This is a genomic window from Pseudomonas sp. LS-2, from assembly GCF_003605735.1.
Classification (GTDB): Bacteria; Pseudomonadota; Gammaproteobacteria; order Pseudomonadales; family Pseudomonadaceae; genus Aquipseudomonas.
The window spans coordinates 63,888-81,643 of the sequence record NZ_QXTJ01000046.1 but is presented as its reverse complement, the minus strand read 5'-3'; the positions used below and the strand labels follow the sequence as shown (position 1 = coordinate 81,643).

Annotated in this window: 16 protein-coding genes; 1 reads left to right on the top strand and 15 read right to left on the bottom strand. The window is 50.7% G+C overall.

The features are described 5' to 3' along the window. Positions 1 to 231 precede the first annotated feature (231 nt). From D3M70_RS31100 to D3M70_RS31035, 14 genes are all read right to left on the bottom strand, one after another. Positions 232 to 693 (bottom strand): hypothetical protein, encoded by a 462-nt coding sequence (locus D3M70_RS31100; RefSeq protein WP_120130040.1) that lies wholly within the window; start codon positions 691 to 693, stop codon positions 232 to 234. Positions 694 to 1,054: 361 nt separating this feature from the next. Then, positions 1,055 to 1,489: a hypothetical protein gene (locus D3M70_RS31095; protein ID WP_120130039.1), complete on the bottom strand. Its 435-nt coding sequence runs from the start codon at positions 1,487 to 1,489 to the stop codon at positions 1,055 to 1,057. A gap of 104 nt (positions 1,490 to 1,593) precedes the next feature. Then, positions 1,594 to 3,138: a hypothetical protein gene (locus D3M70_RS31830; RefSeq protein WP_133306554.1), complete on the bottom strand. Its 1,545-nt coding sequence runs from the start codon at positions 3,136 to 3,138 to the stop codon at positions 1,594 to 1,596. Between the two features lie 187 nt (positions 3,139 to 3,325). Beyond that, the gene (locus D3M70_RS31085) at positions 3,326 to 4,102 is read right to left on the bottom strand and encodes a hypothetical protein (RefSeq protein WP_120130036.1); all 777 of its coding nucleotides are present in this window, start codon (positions 4,100 to 4,102) and stop codon (positions 3,326 to 3,328) included. Positions 4,103 to 4,179: 77 nt separating this feature from the next. Continuing rightward, complete coding sequence (locus D3M70_RS31080) at positions 4,180 to 4,605, bottom strand: hypothetical protein (protein ID WP_120130034.1); 426 nt, start codon at positions 4,603 to 4,605, stop codon at positions 4,180 to 4,182. A 70-nt stretch (positions 4,606 to 4,675) separates the two neighbouring features. Then, a complete protein-coding gene (locus tag D3M70_RS31075) occupies positions 4,676 to 6,472 on the bottom strand; it encodes a VWA domain-containing protein (RefSeq protein ID WP_120130033.1) in 1,797 nt (598 codons plus the stop codon). Between the two features lie 68 nt (positions 6,473 to 6,540). Beyond that, positions 6,541 to 7,773 (bottom strand): DUF3150 domain-containing protein, encoded by a 1,233-nt coding sequence (locus D3M70_RS31070; protein WP_120130031.1) that lies wholly within the window; start codon positions 7,771 to 7,773, stop codon positions 6,541 to 6,543. Positions 7,774 to 7,976: 203 nt separating this feature from the next. Next, positions 7,977 to 8,297: a hypothetical protein gene (locus tag D3M70_RS31065; protein WP_120130029.1), complete on the bottom strand. Its 321-nt coding sequence runs from the start codon at positions 8,295 to 8,297 to the stop codon at positions 7,977 to 7,979. 55 nt (positions 8,298 to 8,352) lie between these two features. Next, entirely contained in the window at positions 8,353 to 8,814 is a 462-nt protein-coding gene (locus D3M70_RS31060) for a hypothetical protein (RefSeq protein WP_120130028.1), read from the bottom strand. 11 nt (positions 8,815 to 8,825) lie between these two features. Continuing rightward, entirely contained in the window at positions 8,826 to 9,539 is a 714-nt protein-coding gene (locus D3M70_RS31055) for an AAA family ATPase (protein WP_256660054.1), read from the bottom strand. 477 nt (positions 9,540 to 10,016) lie between these two features. Then, positions 10,017 to 11,030 carry a lambda-exonuclease family protein gene (locus tag D3M70_RS31050; protein ID WP_120130026.1) on the bottom strand — a complete coding sequence of 338 codons (1,014 nt, stop codon included), beginning with the start codon at positions 11,028 to 11,030 and terminating at the stop codon, positions 10,017 to 10,019. 69 nt (positions 11,031 to 11,099) lie between these two features. Then, positions 11,100 to 12,284: a RecT family recombinase gene (locus D3M70_RS31045; RefSeq protein ID WP_120130025.1), complete on the bottom strand. Its 1,185-nt coding sequence runs from the start codon at positions 12,282 to 12,284 to the stop codon at positions 11,100 to 11,102. 337 nt (positions 12,285 to 12,621) lie between these two features. Then, entirely contained in the window at positions 12,622 to 12,810 is a 189-nt protein-coding gene (locus D3M70_RS31040) for a hypothetical protein (RefSeq protein ID WP_120130023.1), read from the bottom strand. 110 nt (positions 12,811 to 12,920) lie between these two features. Next, on the bottom strand, positions 12,921 to 13,232 hold the full coding sequence (locus tag D3M70_RS31035) for a hypothetical protein (protein ID WP_120130022.1): 312 nt from the start codon (positions 13,230 to 13,232) through the stop codon (positions 12,921 to 12,923). Positions 13,233 to 13,686: 454 nt separating this feature from the next. Between D3M70_RS31035 and D3M70_RS31030 the strand changes: the two genes are divergently transcribed. Then, the gene (locus D3M70_RS31030) at positions 13,687 to 14,349 is read left to right on the top strand and encodes a hypothetical protein (protein WP_120130020.1); all 663 of its coding nucleotides are present in this window, start codon (positions 13,687 to 13,689) and stop codon (positions 14,347 to 14,349) included. Positions 14,350 to 14,387: 38 nt separating this feature from the next. On the opposite strand, the gene traN is transcribed toward D3M70_RS31030, so the two are convergent. Further along, the gene (traN, locus tag D3M70_RS31025; RefSeq protein WP_120130018.1) at positions 14,388 to 17,747 is read right to left on the bottom strand and encodes a conjugal transfer protein TraN; all 3,360 of its coding nucleotides are present in this window, start codon (positions 17,745 to 17,747) and stop codon (positions 14,388 to 14,390) included. Positions 17,748 to 17,756: the final 9 nt, after the last annotated feature.

Genomic DNA, 17,756 nt, shown 5'->3' with positions numbered 1-17,756 from the left:
CTTGGTCAAAGGACTCTTGGAGGGGGGCACAGAAATCCTGTGAAAAATGTCACGAAATGGGGTACGACAGGATGTGGCCCAGGAGTGCTGAATTCAGCTGTGGATTTGTTACACCACAGATTCGATTGTGCCTGGCGCTGGGATGTGGCGCAAGCAGGTCGATGCCCCCGAATGGGGGCATCGTTGCTTGGACCATGTGTGCCTTACACACAATATTCCAAAGGATTGGGGTCAGTGCGTCCTCAAGGCAGCATCTAATGCTACTTCTAAAGGAACTCCAGCAAGCGCCCTAACCTCTTCGAATCGTTGCGTAGGAGTCCAACCTTCAGGACCATACACCGCGCCGACGTAAATGTTGAAACCTGACGGCATGTAATCCCCGTACCGATCAGGATCTGCTCGCATCTTACTGACCTGTTCCATCCAATCGGAATACCGATGTCGATTAAACGAAGCAACGAATTCAGGCGTAATCTTGAGTGGGTCGCCCTTGATGAATCCGACAGAGCTATTCACAGATTTTTCAAACTCCTGCTTCGTCAGTGTTGAGTGTTGAGGGTATCGCTCCCTGGCAACCTGAACCTCGATACGGAAATCTTTGCCCCCAAATGTACATTCGTAGGTATGAGAACCTTGGTAGGAAAGCAGCCACCGAAAGGATGACTTAGGGGCAAGGAAGGAATTGGTGTTCATTCATTTCTCCAGTTTTTAGAAGGCCCTCCCCCCTCTAGGGAGAAAGGCCTCCAAGATTATGTATTGAGCATCAGCTGCAAAATGTTTTGCACTGATGCTCAAGATTGTAGTGCCCTATTCATTTTTATGAACAATGTCACATCTGATTAGAGCAGCATTCAGATCAATCCTTGTAGCCTTCGATACTCAGCAATAGCATTCTGAGCCGTTGGCTCATCAGGCGGAAGAGCGTACCAGGTCAGATGACCACGGCGATCGCGAATTGCGACATCCGCGAGCAGTACTTTTGAACTATAAGGGCTCTGAAACACTGACACTTGACCTTCGTGAATAATTGCTTCTTGGGAGTTGCAACCACTCATTACTGATATCTCCGCTGGTCGATCCTAACCCATCCCTCACCAGCCTCATAAACTGCCGGTACAACTACAGGAAATGGTGCTATGGTCGGATCATCATCCTCGATTACTCCGTACCGATCCGGCTGACTCTTTAGGCGGTTTACGCGTTCTGCGTGGCAAGTCATTCGCCACTCGTTGAACGCCGCTACCATCTCATCAGATGGCACGGCATTGCTCTCAAGTGTGATGGTTCCAACCCGGCCTATGATGTCACGTGCGAACTCAACATCATTCAGCCCTGAAAACATAAACCGCTTTCCGAGGTAGGAGTCATCACCAACGATAGCCACCTGAATGCTACCGTTTACCCAGACATGATGCTCCCAGCATCCATTGAATTTCAGCCTTGCCTGGAATCGATATTCTTTCTTGGGTACTAATAGATTTTGAGGCATTTCACTCTCCAAAACAGGAAACTGGGCCCCATCCCATTGGGGATGGAGCCCCGCCGGGTTGTAATTGTCGAACTAGATTTTCTTCATGGCCTAGTACATACGACCTACAAGACTCTGCCAGCCTCCTCATCGGCCGCCAACTCGTCATCGTACGAGGGAATGCTAGTGACGTCAGATACCGCCAAAATCTGGCCGGTATGTTTGTCGACAAGCTTGATTTGTTGTGTACGCGTATTGGCGATCAACGTCCCCTTATCCGCATCCTTGAACCACAGGTAATCGCTGTCGGCATCGCGCGCTTCGAATAGATGCTCGCTCGGCGAAACTTGGAATCGACCGCATGCGCTTTCGAAGACCCTCCGGATTTCTGTGTCCTCATCACTGCAAAGCGTAAAGAGGTCTTGATAATCGCCAAAGTTTTCGTAGGCGAGATCGATGTAGACCGGATGATTCACCTGGTACACTAAACCTTCATTAAATCCCACAACTTGAGCAGAAACTTCTCTGGCTTCAGGCAGCCGAATCCGTCCGTTTTCTGTTAGCTCCACTGAATGCAAGCGCGGTTTTCCGCTGCTCCATACCACATAAAAAACAGCTTTACGGCTGTCATTTGGATGGCAAATGAGAATACCCATTTCCGGGTAGTCGATCAGACGAGCTACTAGAGCCTCACAAAGCTGAACATTGGAATGCTGGCTTGGTAAAGGTTCAAGATGCTGCTGGCACTTACCCGCGTAGGTCTTAAGTTCGATAGCCATTTTCTTTCCTGCCTTCATAAAATGCCCGGCCAAGCCCTGTCGGGTGATAGACCCGGCGAGGTAATTGCGTTTCCCAGAACGTTTTATCTTCGGCCGAGAGCTATTTGCCCTCACGTACTGGTTCACTATTTCGATCTGCCTAGCCTCATCGAACGACTCAAGGGCTTGATTAAAATCAACCAAGACTTTTTTTCTTACGTGAGTTAGGTCATCAGCAATCACAGCATCCACTGGGAGTAGTGCGGTAATCGTGATCTGATCGCCGCTATCATCCCTAGAATCAGCAAAGGACATTGGTACTCGTTCGCCTGAAAATCCAAGTGACGAGAGCAAATGTAGCACTCCAGCTGTCGTAGCTTGCGCTGGAACACCATATTTTATGCAAGCTGGGTAGGTATGATGGTAGCCAGTTACCTTAGCCTCACTAAGCCTGGAACGATCGACCAATAACGTCTGGCCAAACTTTGAGTGCACAGCAGAGCCCAGTTTCGGATCCTGCAACCCCATCGACGTATCAACGTCAAAGGTTATCTCAACCATGGCTTTCGAGTAATCGAAGTCATCCGAATCGTTCACAATTCCATACGACACTAGGGACTCTAGGAGATCATTGAGAACATGGCCCAACGGCTGACCGCTGCCATGAAATACAGCTGCCGCCGTAGCTATGGATATGATTTCTGAAATTCCTGCTTGCGTGACTGATGTCGAGTAGTTCCCGAACGGATTCCCCAACTCATCAAGCGTCGTTACCGTTACCGGAACACTACAAGCCCGCTCTCCAGGTTGGTCCACCAAACTTGAAATCCAAGCGGAGACAACTGCAGGAATCTCAACACCTCTTTCAGCAAGGCTGCGAATAAAATTTTGTACAGCATAAGAATTGGGCATAGCGCTCTCCTTGGTTGGGATGGGGCCATACCCAATGTGGGATGGAGCCCCACAGGGTTTAATGCTGGAAACCAGCTATCTCAGCGCCAAGACATCTCGACGCAGTGAATCTTTTTTGGACAGCTACCGAGCTGTCCAAAACAGACTCAGCTAGGACCACCAGATGGTGGCCCTAGCTGCATTACTCTCAATCCTGCGCTGGCATAGCCGCACGTTGGTGCACCTTTGCAACCCAGGTATTGCGGTCGACCATTTTCGTGACGACCTTGTACGTTTGATCCTCTTGAAGCTCACGTACCTCGACTTCAACAGGTTGCTTGCCGATGCATTTCAGTGAAATGCGATCGCCTCGTTTGAGCTTGTGCAAGTTGGCCAGTCGTTCCAGGTCAATCCCCCACACGTACTCATGCTGTCCCAAGCGAATCAGGTAAGACATGGATTCCTTATTGTCGAATTTGTAGTGATACCTTCCGACTTGTCGAATCACACCTGACTTCGCGTTGCTCCAGTCAATACCTTCTTCGTCTTCCGAGATAGTAATGTGGCTAACAGATTCCAGTGGAACTGCGCCAACATTTCGGTCTTCGTTTTCGAAAGCATGGCCATCGTCCGTTTGAAGGTGGTCGTAATCATCCATCGTGCCATAGGGGACCTCCTCAAACAGGTGATGGCTTGCAGATGTCAGTTCCAGAGCCACCGCGCCCAATTGCATACGTGGCTGGGTTGGCATCTGATACCCTGCAAACGGCTTATTTAGCTCGCAAGGAAAAGAACGAAGCGATTCATTCAACTCCCGATGCGCGGAGAGGCGAAGCAAAAACTCTTGCCGACGGTTGAAAGTCAGCCTTTGCTGCTGGCCAGCTAAATTAACGTACTCCTCCTTCGTGCGATTGTGGGCTGATTCCTGGTATGGATACAGTTCAAAGCACATAGGTTGAATGACGTGGGCTTGTTGATAACGCATGGGTCTTCTCCGTATTGGAGGAACCCGTCTTCCCAAAGGGAAGAATGGCTCCCCGATGGGTTATTGATGCTTAAAGGTTAGGCAACGCTTTCGAGCTGATCGATCACTTTCTCCCTGCGGCATAGGTAGGTAAGGCTTTCTCGAAGCTCTACTCCACGTACGCCGGCGAAATACGCACATACCAGAAAGGAAAATGGCCCTGAGCTTTCGCTCATGATCCAGCTCCAACGATCGCGTCGGGTTGCGACTGCTGCACGCTTGTCCAACAGAACATGACACGCTTCAAAAAGAAGCTTTTCACGAAGCAAGTCGACGTCTGAGTCCGTCCAGACAAACTCTTCCAACTGATCGTCAGGCATCGCGAGCAGATTAAGGTAGAGCTGTTCAATATCACTGCTGGTGAGTTTCTCGGCCTTGACGCGCCGGTGCCTAGGCAACCGACTTGCTACAGCCAATTTATTGAAGTCAAACGACTCATCACCTAGAGCTAGGGCAAATTGCATGGTGAAACCTCCGGGTTGAAGGAGGCACACCTCCCCTAAGGGGACATGTGCCCCCAAGGGTTGGCCGCGGTTATGCGGCTTGGATAAGAACCTGTTGAACCAGGTTGCTTAGCGCGTGACGGAGTTGGCTGATATCAGCCAATAACTCCCATTTGTTACGTCCGAAAATCGATTGAAGCTTTGATTCGTGGGCTGACCCGAAAGCAATGGCGAATACCTCAATCCCTGACCTACGGCAGCGATCAACCATTTCCTTCGTTGCCCCTTCATCATCAGGGTCACCATCGGTAATGATGATCATCACCTTTTGGTCACCTTTCGCATGAAGCAAATCCCCAGCTGCGGGCCAAATGGCATTTGCAAGGGGTGTCGTTCCAGTAGGGCCCGAACCAAAGCGGCCTTCAAGGAACGCATTTGCCAAGCTTTGATTGTGGCGTTTGAGCACCGCAACCGAATTTTGACCGCCCTGACTCTTTGGAAAAACCATTGCGCCGGTGGAAACACCGTTCACGCCTTCCAATGCAGTCATTATTGCGTAAGCACTCTCCTCTGCGATTTGAAGCGCAGATTTACGAGCTTTGATAACCGCTTCACGCTCTTGTACGGATAGGGAATCAAGGTTTTCGTTCAAGCCGACTACCTTCGTTCCCATAGAAGACGACCCGTCCACCAAAAGCTCGATCGCAGCATGCGTGCGCTGCACCGGTTCTTGTCGCCGGAATATCCGGTTTTCCCCAACCCGAACCCGTGCTAGTCGCCCGCCTTCGATCTTACTTCCTGTACTACGAACGCTGACTCGAGCGTTCTGTGAACCCTGCACAAGGCTGTTCAAAACCTGCCTAAGCCCCATAGAAGCGGCCTGGCCATTTTCGAATATCTTGCGCCCGAGCATTGAGGAACCAACCGGTTCCTTAATTACGAGTGAAGGGGTAGTCGCGTAAGGATCCGCTACTTGAGCGAGCATGTCCGACGCCAACTTACCGATATCGGCAATGGCATCCTTAAGGTCTTCATCCGAAGCAGAAAGTATCTTTTTCTTCAGATTTGGTCCTGGCTGCTTACCGGTATTCTCATCAGCATCGTCTGCACCGTTCTGAGCTGAACCAGCCGGATGCTGCTGATTTTCTCCATCACAATCATCACCGCTCTGCCCGCCTCCTTGTTGATCGCCATCACCTTTATCTTGTTGCTGATCATTGGCCTGGTTCTGTTGCTGAGGTTGTTGAGCCTGTGACTGAGTTTGAGGGTCTTGTTGATCTTCTTCGTCTAGCACATCGAGCATTCGATGCATCATGTTGTAAATCGACCAGGTGTCAGGTAGATCAGCCACCTGACTTAACAAGCCCAAAATTTTGGTGCTGCGGCCCAGTCCGAACACCTTCTTAAGCTCGCCTTCAAGAAGCGCCGCGTCTTCCTTGAGGGGTTGATTAAGAAGCCGTGCCCGACCAATGCCGAGACAAGCGTTATGCAGCAGAGCAGCCTCACTCGTGCCACCAATAGAGAATTTTCCTGCCAGCATCTCTTTCGCCGTAACCGTCAAAGGGTTAATGGTCGAGAAATGGTCAGCCATCATGCGCTTCTCAATGCGGAGATCCTCAAGGACATTGAGGAAACCGACTGAAAAGGCAGACTCGGACGCAGCCTTGTCATAGGCGTCGTCTTGAGTGTATTTGATGTGTGCAGATTCATGCGCAGTCCATCCAAGGGCGACTTGAGTCGTCAATGGTGACTCATCACTGAGCATGGGCAGGTAGAGAATCTTGTCTTTGGTTGCGGGTTGGTTCCCGCCCCAAATTATCTTTACCCCTAAGTCATCCGTGTAGTATCGAGCGACAATTGGGAATGCAGTGGTGAGTGAACTTTGCATAGAGTGCCTCCAAAGAATTGAAGGCGCCCTCCCCCCTTAAGGGGCAGGACGCCCCTTAAGGGTTGTGATTACATGCAGAAGTCTAAACTGCAGTCATCGACGTGTAATTCAGTCCCCATTGACTGCTGTACCAAAGCGATCGGTGCAGAAGAGGCAATTTCCTCCTCCAATACGTAGACTTTGTCAGCATTGAGAATTGCGTCATCCTGAACATTCTGAGCCATTGCAGCTAGCTCATTTACGTTGAGAGACATCAGGTCAGCACCGGCCATGAGGCTTGCGAACGTACCGGAGCTAGTGTCAGCCATATGCGCCGAATCCAGTGCGCCGGCGAGAACATCAAAAGATGTTTCTTCATCGAGGTACTCGAATCCAGCGAACGCGTCGACTTCAGGCTGATCAGGTAGCGAGAGCGTGGAGTCTACGAAGTCGGCCGAAGCATCGGCTCCAGCCTTCATAAACAACCCAGCCAACTTCAGGATCTTTGTCTCGTCCGATAACGTCATCATCAGAGATTGGAGATCTTGAAACTCACTCCCTTTATACGGACCCGCCTTAGGCAGCTTGCTGATCACATTTGTCATGTAGTCAGCGACCTGCAGAACACCAGGGTTCAAGAAGGCAAGCGACGTCAGTTTTTTGTGCATTTTCAGCATTGCGGACACCGCTTTGCGAGTCACGGAATCCTTGCCAACGAAGCTGTTGTCCAACAGGTCTTCGGCAGCATCGGCGATTTCACGAAACAGCTGTCCGGACAGCCCAGAAACCTCTTGCGCAAGCCCCTTTGAGAGATCTGCACTTGAAGAATCCGGAGCGACGCGGCACAGGGTGAAACGGAAACCGAATTTGTGTGCAACCACATCCTTTGGGGTTTTGGCATTAGTAACGGCCGCTTTCCAAAGAGGGTTGGTCCATTTCATGGCCCAGTCAGCAAAGCTCGAGTCGTATCCATTGATGAATGAATCTTTCTCTGCTTCGAATTCCCGCTTAATAGCTTCCAGCTCTGCTGCCACTTCGGGTGCGACATCGTCCGGGATGCCATAGCCGCCAAGAAAACGCACACCATTCGCCTCAAGCAACCGAATTGCCCGGCGCTTGAGATTTTCAAAAGCTTTAAGCTTGTCAGAGTCGATGATTTTCTTACTCCCTAGGGAAGCAAGTTCGGCTGGAGGTAAATTAATACCTCCCCCCAAATCTTCGACACGAAGCTTCTTTCGACCAGACCAAATACTTACATTCAGGTCGACAAGCAAAAGTTTGTTGAGAGTATCGATTTCTTTGATCGGGGTAGAATTTTGCATGAGACGCCTCCAGGTATTGAGGGCGGTCTCACCCCATCGGGGAGAAATCGCCCCGTTGGGTTTAGTAAAATTTGCTGTTTTATGGTGAACAGCTATCACTTCACAGATCGCTCGCATAAGCGATCAGAGAACCTGCTTTGCTATAGGCGCACTATAGCAAAGGAGGCTCGAATGAGGGAGCCCGAAGCTCCCCTATCGGTAAATCACCACTCAAACTGAGCAAGCTCATCAATCTTCTCACCATCTGAGTCGAAAGCTAAGTAAACGATACCATGCTCTGGTTTCAAGCAGTAATTCAAGATCGATACCAGCTCTGAAGAAGCGCCATTTTTGATTATCCCGTCAGCGGTTAGCTGTCCAATGACAATGACAAAGCCGTAACGTGTTGCAAGCACAGCCGGTCTGGTTGGACCGTCGCTACGCGTTTCAGAAAAAGCATCGGCCATTTCACTGAGTATTTGTGAATCATTCTCGGTGATGTGACTCGTGCTGAGCTCAACGGATTTGCAAAGAGGTAGTTGCATGATAACTCCCGAAGCAAGTTGCGGAGCCCACCCAGACGGGGAAGCCCCACATGGGTTAGAAGCAGAAGCCCAGTTCAGCGGCACACGAGTTGTCGTATCCTTGAGCAAGACTTGATAGGTCGATGGGTCGTGGCAGCACTTCAAATTCTACGAACATAGAAACGAAGTACTGATAGAGGTCAGGCTTATCGGACAATGTTTTATCCAAGAAAGCCTCAACGTCCTTCGTTGAGGAAACCGACAGTGCATTTCCCGCAGAATCAGACAGCGTCAGAGCGCTGCCGCCAGGGTCCCTTTTAGCAAGCTGGGTGGCTATAGCAATCAGAACTACCACTTTTTCAGGTTGCTTACTAAGGTCCAGCTCGCCAGATCCAAAGGTTGAAAAAAGATCCTTTTGTAGATCTTCACTAGGCACCGTGAGATCAAGACGAGCAACCTCAGGACCTAGGTCCTGAAGCACTCGCTTGACCGGCTCACGGTCCTGCTCATCGCTTGTGACAGCAAAAAACAGACTCATGAGGGTTTTCCTTATGCCAAGACCGGATCGGCACCCCAAGCGGTGCCAAACTTATCCTTGGCAATGGTGTGGAGGACCAGACGCATTGCCTTGTCAGCACGGTTACTCAAAGACTCCCGAAGGGCCTGAGCAAGTGGCGAAGGAAATGGAAAGGTTCCCGCTTGCTTAGCTGCAGCAGAGCTGTAAACCATCCCAAGACGTGCCCAACGAAGCAGTGTGCGCGTTGAGAACGTAATGGTGATGCCCTGAGCCCCCGAACTCAAATCCATGTCAGGGTTGCCAACAAACTGCTTACGCACCTGGTTGGCAATTTCAACCATGGTTTCGATAATTGCCGGGTCAACCTTTGGCATGGAGGACTGAAGGATCTTCATCTCGGAGGCTTTATCGAGGTAGGAAACCTCAAGCAACCGAATGCGATCCCACGAAGCGAGATTCTGGGACAGTGTTCCACTATACAGTCCAGTTTCGTCGCCCTGGCCACGTGTGTTACCAGTGATGACAAAGCGGAAATTCGGATGTGCGTGAATGATCTCGCCTCCATTATCCGCCAGCATCAAATAGCCCCCTTCCAATACCGCATTCAAACCCGCCATTACGGAGGGATCGAGCACGTCAGCCTCGTTTAGAAGGAAAATAGTCCCCTCCTTCATCGCCAGAGCTAGTGGACCATACCGAAAGTATGTCCGCTGGTCCCCAGTAGCAGGATCACACTCGAGCCCCATCTGACCAACCAGCTCAGGAAGCTCCATACGTGAATGANACCACCGAGGTTTTGCCGGCGCCAGTTGGACCAACCAATCCCAAGGCATCACCACCAGGACTCACGAGGAAGTTCATTACTGGCATCCGCAATTCAGGCCGGAAGAAATAATGAGGATTAACGACCGGTACAAGCTCCATCAGGTCATGGCCTGCAGGAAATGCAGGGGCCAGGGTGGTGCCCTGTTGACCTTCAATACCGAACGAGCTCATTGGAAGAATATTCTGAAGTTTCATGGTGCATCTCCGAAAGGAGGGACACCACACCCCTGCTGGGGTATGAGTATCCCAGAGGGTTTGAGTTTTGCTGTTAGAGCGAACAGCTGCGCTATCGTTCACTGCCACATGGCAAGGGAACAGATTCTGAAGATTCTGGTAACCGCCGGCGATCGACGGTTACCGCAATTTTCAGGAAGAAACAGGGAGCGTGGCCCCCCGTTTCATATGCAAAATGCCTGACCCGTCTCCTCAAAGTCAACAGCTTGTAGGAGGAGTTCAAGCGGAGCAGTCGTGATCGGTGTTTGAGCGTTGATGGTCAGTTTGACACGCTCGCCCCCCGCTCCACGGAATGCATTCAACTGATCATCGCTGTAGCCAGGATTGAGCGACTTGTACGCCTCTTTCCAGCGGACATTGCCTTTTTGGCTATAGCGACACACCCTAACACCATGTGCCTCTGCAAGTAAGTAGTCACCCATAAGGCCAACGAATCCCTCTTGCAGTTTTTCACGTTCAGCCTTAAGCACTTTGATTCTAGCTTCTAGATCTTGAAGCTCAGTGTCAATTAGCCCGGCGTACGCAGCATGAACCCCCCACTCCGCTAGCACTGCTCCGGTTGGAGCAAAGTAGTCTCGCGCTGGATCCTTTTCAGGCTCATTATTCCCAGCAACACTTGCCCAAAAGGCTAATGAAGCTTGAAGAATCAATGCGATAGCTTTCTCCGAACGTCGAATCTCAAAAACTATCGGCTGATTACGCGTGTGATAGAACACTAGATAGCCAAGATCAGCACCTGAGACAGCTAATTGGTGCTGAACCTGCCACCAGTAGAGCTTGTAGTGTGATGACCCGACTCCCATCTGGGCCACCTCATTGAAGTTCGAGTCAGCAAGAACCTTCACCTCAACAGGGCGCATGGTGTCGAGCTCCACTCCGTCAAAACTTGCCCGCAGCAGAGGGTTGATCTCAGATTCGCCGCAGTACGGCATCAGCACGGTATCGTACCGATCCTGAAACCATGCTAGAGCGTGGGGCTCAAGCATAATCGCCAACCTGACTTGGGGAATCATCGAAAGATCCAGCGGTTCGACCTTACCTGTAAGTTCAGCCCATAACCGCCAGCGGGTTTTATGTGGGTGGTGTCCAAGGATCACCGCCGCAGATGTAGCTGTGACCCCCATGGACCGCCAGGCATGCCACTCGGGCGTACGCTGGACTAAATCAATAATCTTCATGCTCTCCTCCGATAATTGGAGGGACCCAACCCCAGTGGGGATAAGTCCCCACTAGGGTTAAGTTCAGCATCAGGCGGAAGCCTTCTGCGATTGTTGCGACAAAGCCTCACCACGTTTGAACAGCGCAAGCGCTTCCGCTTGAAGTTCATCACGGAGATTTTCTTTAGCCCATTGTGTAGCCGCATTCCAGCTCCCATTACGAATCGTGCGATCGTAAATTGTCTGAATCCGCTTACGCATGATTGCTACAGGATCGCCACGATCAGTGTGTACCGCCTGACTGGCGTTCCCTTGTCCAGCGGATGCTGGCTGAGGCCTGCCTCCCTCCGATGAAGCTTGAGAGGTGGGTATAACCAGTGGGTCACTCATTTCATGACGACCTGTCAGGCCGTCATTACGATGTTCCACTGTGCCGGCCTGTTGATGCTCCAGGACATTGCCTGTCAGATCCACAATGTTCGAAGCTACCGTATGGCCAAGCATGTCGCTTGCAGCAGTCGCCATAGTAATTGGCCCACTGCCGAAACCTTCATCCGCTTCCTCGTTGAGATAGCTGATGACGTTTTCCAACACGGGACTTGTTTTTGGCCAGTATTTTGAGGCGCTTTTAATACCCGTCTTGATGGCCATAGACTCAAAATGCGTAGCCCAAGGGCCGCGCTTATTGGGATCGCTGTGTTGAAACGCACGCGAAAGTTGCCTCGCAGCGTAGACATCCTCTGCGCTCAGAGGGTCTACAACCAATCGGCCGGATGGAAGATATGCCTTAACATAAACACCGCGAAAGATTCCACGATCTGCCTTCGCGAGAAACGGGTCAAAGACATGATCCGGCTCTGCAGTTGGGCCGTTGTAAATGAACCGATCGCCAGCGTATACCGCTTCGGCAACAACAAGATCAACAGCTCGTGAATCCGTTGCGATTTTCATGAGGCCCCGGTAGGAAATGTCTGCTATGACCTTCCCTTGACGAGGCACCAGGTAGGCCAACCCTAGAGAAGGATTCAAACTCAGTCCGGACGAGGCAATTTGTTGCATCGCCAAAATGAAGCTGACCTCATTACCCGCCGCGGTATCGTACAAGGTTTGGTTCGACATCATCGCGTGATACGCATACAGGCCTTCCTGCGCAAAATTCATTCTGCTGTTGGTAGCAGCGATAATTTTCATGAAGGAAGGTTGAGCACGCGAAATGAGCGACTTGGCATTATCGGGCGTGAATTGAGAATTAGAAATTTGCGTTCTACGTGACATATGAACCTCCGGGTTAATAAACGGAGGCAAACCCCAAACGGGTTTGCACCCCGAATGGGTATTGGTTGATAGGATTTGCAGTAAATTGAATGCCCAGCGCAAAGCAGATCGCATGATCCGATTTTGATGGGCCGCAGACGGAGTCACAGATGTGACAGTACCCGTCCAGGTTTGTGTGTGCTAGGTATCGCAGCCTAGCTTCTGCATCCAACAGACTTCAGGGTCTGTCAGGAATTGGCGAAAGCTTGCAGAAGATTCTTTTCCATGTGACTGATAACAGGATGAATGGAAAAAAAGCCTCAAGGGGGAGCGGGCTCCCCCCAGCTAAGAAATAGAGCTACATCGTTATTCCGATTTCCGCGGTAGCAGGAATAATGTTGTTGAACACGGCCCATCGCTTGAGATAGCGAACGTCGAGTACATCGGGAGAAACCGTATCAGCGATACCGTCCGGCACTTTGACCGTACCATCGCTCACGAGGAGCTCCCGCAGCTCCATCAAATAGATTGCTTGTAACTGATGCATGGGGGGTTCCTCGCCAGGTGGTCCACCAAAAAACTCTGTAGAAGTTTTTTGGTGGACCACCTCACGGTGGCCCTGCAGCACTGCTTCCCTTTCGAGGAGCAGTCCATTAATCAGCTCTGAAAGCTGAGTGTTTTACCAAGACGCTGGTATGCCGGCTCGTCGTAAATCGAGTAATCGATTCCAACAGGAAGCCGGTTGATCCGAGAAGCTCCTCGCAATGCGAGAAAATCACTCTTTTCAAGACCAAGCGTTGCTTGAGCTGCTTTTGCAGGGGCGGCCTTGTTGGGCGACACCTGAGAGACATTGCCGCTCTCACTTCCAATCGTGGGTTCCTGGCGAGGAATATCCTTACGTTGACGAGTGAAAAACAGCCATGCGAGAACCACTACGAGAATGCAAACGACTACTGGAAAGGTATTCATTGTGCAGCCTCCTCAATCGCGTGCATGTGCTGAGCGATGTGAGTTGCAGCAGTGCTAGCAGGAACAGCAGTGACGCCGGTAACTGTACAAACAGTCCAAACGGCAAAGCAGAGGAGATAAAACTTAGAGAGAGTTGTCATGGAGGCCTCCAAAAAAACAGAGGGGCCACCATCCCTTGAGGGGACAGGAGCCCCTCGAGGGTAAGGTCACAACCGCGAATCGTGACCGGAAGTGCTGGTTAGGTGCCAGCTTCACACAAACCCGAAAGGCTAAGCCTTCGGGAACATCACTCAAGCTCAAGCTTGGGCGAAGATTAGGCTTGAGCATAACTGCACGGTCATTGCCTGTAAAGCACCCTAGATCACTTCTGACCCACCTACAGGGTCAGATTCGGGAAAATAGGATCGTGGAGCGGCTTAAGGTTGGATTTCCCCAACCCTAAGGAGCCATCAGCATGGCAAATGGAAACGATTTCAAACCTCAAGGTAAGTATTCCAGCGCTACTCTGACGTCGGAATACGTACTGAATACTGAACATGCGCAGCGCGTTCACCGCCGTTGCTTCGAAGGCGCAGCTCGAGCGCTCTTCACTATTGACGTGATTGCTCGAGCCCTCTCCCACGGCAACAAATCGTTCAACTACTCTGAAGTCATGGCCGCGGTCGAGACGACTATCACCAGCCTCGAAACCGAAATCATCAAAGAGCGTGACCGTTTTAAGGCAATTCTCGAAGCCAACGGAAGCGCCGGCGTTACTGCACGCTATGACAATGCTGCTCACGTAAGCTTTACCGTGTCCACCCCGCTGATCATGCGCCTGGCCCAGATCATTCAAGCATTCGACCAAATGCTGATCGCTGCACAAACTTGCTGGCTGATGTGCTACCTGCCCTCCGACAAAAACGAGCTGGTGGCCAACGAGCGTATGCGCCAGGTGATGCGTGTAATTCGGAAGTTGCAACTGATGGCAACGGAAGCACGTAACAAGGCGAAAGCCGACAAAAATGCTGCTGAGATCGCAGTAGATTTAGGTGATGCCAACGAAGAAAACGACATCGACAAAGAAACAGCATCAGCAATTGAGCAAGAAGAAGCAGCGGCAAAAAACGCTGCTTAGTGCAGATCTAAAAAAAAGGGGCCTGAGGCCCCTTTTTTTTATTGGTTAAACGTACTTCGTAAATCGTCCTCAGCCGTTTTCCGGGTTTCTGAAAAGGTCTCACCTAGGCCGTTGAGCCGGTCCTCATTTCGATCAAGCGTATCTGTCCGTCCATCGCCGATGTTCAGGGCCGATCCGGAGCCGGTAAGATTATCAAGATTGATTTTGTCTTCGGTCGGGTAGAAATTCGTTACCTGCAGCAATCCAATCCACTCCGAAATATCAATCTTGCTCCAGTCTAGCTTCGACAGGTCGTCGACAGACAAGCCTTCACAAGACGGATTTTTCACATCCCCCCAGTCCATCCCGAGCTGAGGGCGAGCTTGCTCTTGGATAATCCGACCTAGAGGTGAGTTGAAGCAACAGTAGGATTCGCGTTTTTCAATACAGCCGAGCGCAGATTTGCTTGCGCAATAGCTGCCTACGTAGTGGCAGACTTTCGTCTCCTTTTTGGCACCCAGCTCAAATTCTGATTGCTCACATTCCCAGATAATATTCACCAAAATATTGGCGATCTGATAGACCATGTACGCAATCATCACTACGGAGAGAACCGCAGCGAAACTGCTGGCCAAGGTCGCATTAGCAGAGGTGGTAACGGTGCCAGTGGCAGGGTTTGCTGTCGCAAACGCCTCAGTACTTGGACCATTTGCTGCAATTCCACTTGCGAAAATTGTATTCGCTGCAGTCGCACCAAAGGTCTGTGCAGTCCAGTTGGCCACGTAGTTCATCATCTGCTGCTTGAAGCCTTCGATGATCCCCAGCTGAGCGACATCAGTCACTGCAGCGTTCGTAGCAGTGGCAGCACTCCAAGCAGCATCCCAGCCCTTGCCAGTGGCTAATTGGGATGCCAATGTCCAGGCACTTGAGAGCGTAGGGGCATTGTCAATAATACCAACCTTCTCAGTGAGCTGAATTGTATTGTAGGTAAGGGAGACGTAATCCATGAGGGACACCCCCTCAGGTGCCTCGCAGCAATCCACCCAGCCACCAACCGCCTTCTTGCATTCCATCATTTCCCCTTTCCACACCTTGCAGACATGATCTTCCGTGGTGCTTTCTGGGTTTTCACCGCAATCAAGGTCATGCTCAGCAAATTGCGCGATCTGAAGGGCGGCAGCTGCGTAGCCAAATTCAGTAGATTTCTCATCCGTTGGGTTGAAGCATTCAGTTCCAAGGCACCGAACAGGACCATCGCATTGGTACGTTGTATTCGACCCTGTGGATGGGACTTCGACGTCATACCCACAATCCCAAACCTCTTCAGTGACATAGCATTGGCCAGAGTTCCCCTCTGCACCATCAACGCACTTTTGAGAGATAAAACCACAGGTTTTATCAGCCTCAAACTTGGTACATGTGTCGAGGTTTAACCCACCGGTAACGCATCCAGTTACCTTTGCTGATTGGAACAGCTTATCCACCCCCTGAATCGGCGAAGGCATCATAGCCTGATACATGGAATCGCCAGGGCATACCGAAATACCGTTTAATGGCAGACAGCCAGAAGTGACCCCTTTAGTGACTTGTACAGTTCCTCCTTCGGAGCACTGCCCAGTTTGAACCTTATTCGCCGAATCGATACAAAATTTTGGGCCATAAGACTCTTGGGAAATTCGGACAGCCTTTAGACGAATCTCATGAGCGTAGAAATATCCGGCAGTGCCATGTCCAGTGTCTTGAATATCCACCACCATCTTGAGACCGTTCTCACACGATGGAAGCTGAACTACGCTAACTGAATCGACACCTAGCGTGTTTGGAGCATACCGATGGCCAGTCCAAATATTCGTGGAAGACAAAGCAATTTTTTGAGGTAGTAGTTTTCCATCAGACCCTGTGGCCCTGCAGAGATAATCAAAATTAGCCTGGTCGATTGATGCGTCGGATCGCAATGTACTCGTGGTATTTTGATACGTACCGTTTACAAAATCGACCACTACACGATTAGTTTCTCCATTACCTGGAGCATCCTCCACAGCAATCTTCGCTGCAAAAGGGATCTCCATCACCTTCATGTTGTGCGTAACGGCACAGGTCTTATCGGTATTCTCAGGACATTGCTCCTGCCCCTGCGCATCGGTGTAGCACTCCATATCGCCCTTATAGAAATTACACTGTGCACTCACCGATACTTCCTGACAGAGCGGTGAAATTCCGGGCAATGGAGATCCATTAGCAAATGAGCCTTCGCAAACGGTAACACCATCAATTTCGGCGCAGCCGTCATCAGAAAGTGCTGGCATTTTCGAGCAGACGAATGATCCCTGACAGTATCCATCGTTTACAGCAGTTGCAGCGTCGAGCGCATCTTGCGAGTACCACTTATCTTCGCTAACAGCTTGAAGAGGATCATAGAGCACCCGGAGTTTCGCATATGCCTCACCCTTCCCTGTGACCGAAGCCCGAATTTTGAATTCTTTGACACCTTTCTCTTGGAGAAGGGATGTCATATCCACGTTAGGTGCTGTCGACCATGAGGTACCAAGTTCACAGGCCCCACCCGTTTCGGGCGGAAAGTTCTCGTTCGGACCAGACCAAATTTTGGTGTTTGCCACCCAAACCTGCATGTAGTCGTCCCACTTGGCGTATGTAAGACTTGCGGACTGAATTGCAGCAGGATTGATGACCTCAAACTTCATTTCATTTTCGAAAATGGTGCAGTTTCCGGACCAGTAGTTATCCCCCACCTGACCAAGCCAGATATCAATGCAGCCTGGGCCGCATGATTGGAAGTTTGTTGGACCGTCGACGTACTTAACGACACCTGCGGTGTAATCGTGTTTGAGTGTGTAGTTACCCGACTTATCTGCTACCCGCTCACACGTCTTCATATCTGATACATGTTTTGAAGTCGTTGTCTTCGTAGTTTCGGTCGTTTGCTTGCAGTCTGAGAATTCCTTATCGAAAAGATCCTGATTGTCAATCACCTTATCAGTATTTGTCCACAGCGGATCGTTCGTCAAATCTGGGCGGACGGTCCCAGAAGTATCTTTCAAAAGGCGATAGGCATCCCCGCTCATCGAGTTTTCACTCGATAACGTCGTATTAGCTTTAGCACCAGCGCTAAGCGTACCGTCGTCGTCGCCATAAAGACTTTTCAGATCACCAGTCGCAGAGGTATCAGTAACCCCAGGGAACAGCTCTGACAGGTTGATCGATTGCTTGTTATCGCCACTGCCATATGTGATTGCAGATGATGATGCGGTAGGAGGAGACCAAGCATTCATGGCGTCCTTAGCCGCCGTATTACCATCAGTTGCTGAGGTCGTGATGCTATCAGCCCACGCGGGAAAGCAAATTGCGTAGCCGTAAAAGAAAAGCGTAACTGCGGCGGTTACCCTGCAAATCGAGCCCATTTCAAATTC

Coding starts and splice junctions, on each gene's coding strand:
- D3M70_RS31095 (WP_120130039.1), bottom strand. CDS start 1,489: ATGCCTCAAAATCTATTAGTACCCAAGAAAGAATATCGATTCCAGGCA.
- D3M70_RS31070 (WP_120130031.1), bottom strand. CDS start 7,773: ATGCAAAATTCTACCCCGATCAAAGAAATCGATACTCTCAACAAACTT.
- D3M70_RS31040 (WP_120130023.1), bottom strand. CDS start 12,810: ATGCATCAGTTACAAGCAATCTATTTGATGGAGCTGCGGGAGCTCCTC.
- D3M70_RS31050 (WP_120130026.1), bottom strand. CDS start 11,030: ATGAAGATTATTGATTTAGTCCAGCGTACGCCCGAGTGGCATGCCTGG.
- D3M70_RS31830 (WP_133306554.1), bottom strand. CDS start 3,138: ATGCCCAATTCTTATGCTGTACAAAATTTTATTCGCAGCCTTGCTGAA.
- D3M70_RS31100 (WP_120130040.1), bottom strand. CDS start 693: ATGAACACCAATTCCTTCCTTGCCCCTAAGTCATCCTTTCGGTGGCTG.
- D3M70_RS31035 (WP_120130022.1), bottom strand. CDS start 13,232: ATGAATACCTTTCCAGTAGTCGTTTGCATTCTCGTAGTGGTTCTCGCA.
- D3M70_RS31030 (WP_120130020.1), top strand. CDS start 13,687: ATGGCAAATGGAAACGATTTCAAACCTCAAGGTAAGTATTCCAGCGCT.
- D3M70_RS31080 (WP_120130034.1), bottom strand. CDS start 4,605: ATGCAATTTGCCCTAGCTCTAGGTGATGAGTCGTTTGACTTCAATAAA.
- D3M70_RS31085 (WP_120130036.1), bottom strand. CDS start 4,102: ATGCGTTATCAACAAGCCCACGTCATTCAACCTATGTGCTTTGAACTG.
- D3M70_RS31060 (WP_120130028.1), bottom strand. CDS start 8,814: ATGAGTCTGTTTTTTGCTGTCACAAGCGATGAGCAGGACCGTGAGCCG.
- traN (WP_120130018.1), bottom strand. CDS start 17,747: ATGGGCTCGATTTGCAGGGTAACCGCCGCAGTTACGCTTTTCTTTTAC.
- D3M70_RS31045 (WP_120130025.1), bottom strand. CDS start 12,284: ATGTCACGTAGAACGCAAATTTCTAATTCTCAATTCACGCCCGATAAT.
- D3M70_RS31065 (WP_120130029.1), bottom strand. CDS start 8,297: ATGCAACTACCTCTTTGCAAATCCGTTGAGCTCAGCACGAGTCACATC.
- D3M70_RS31055 (WP_256660054.1), bottom strand. CDS start 9,539: ATGGGGCTCGAGTGTGATCCTGCTACTGGGGACCAGCGGACATACTTT.
- D3M70_RS31075 (WP_120130033.1), bottom strand. CDS start 6,472: ATGCAAAGTTCACTCACCACTGCATTCCCAATTGTCGCTCGATACTAC.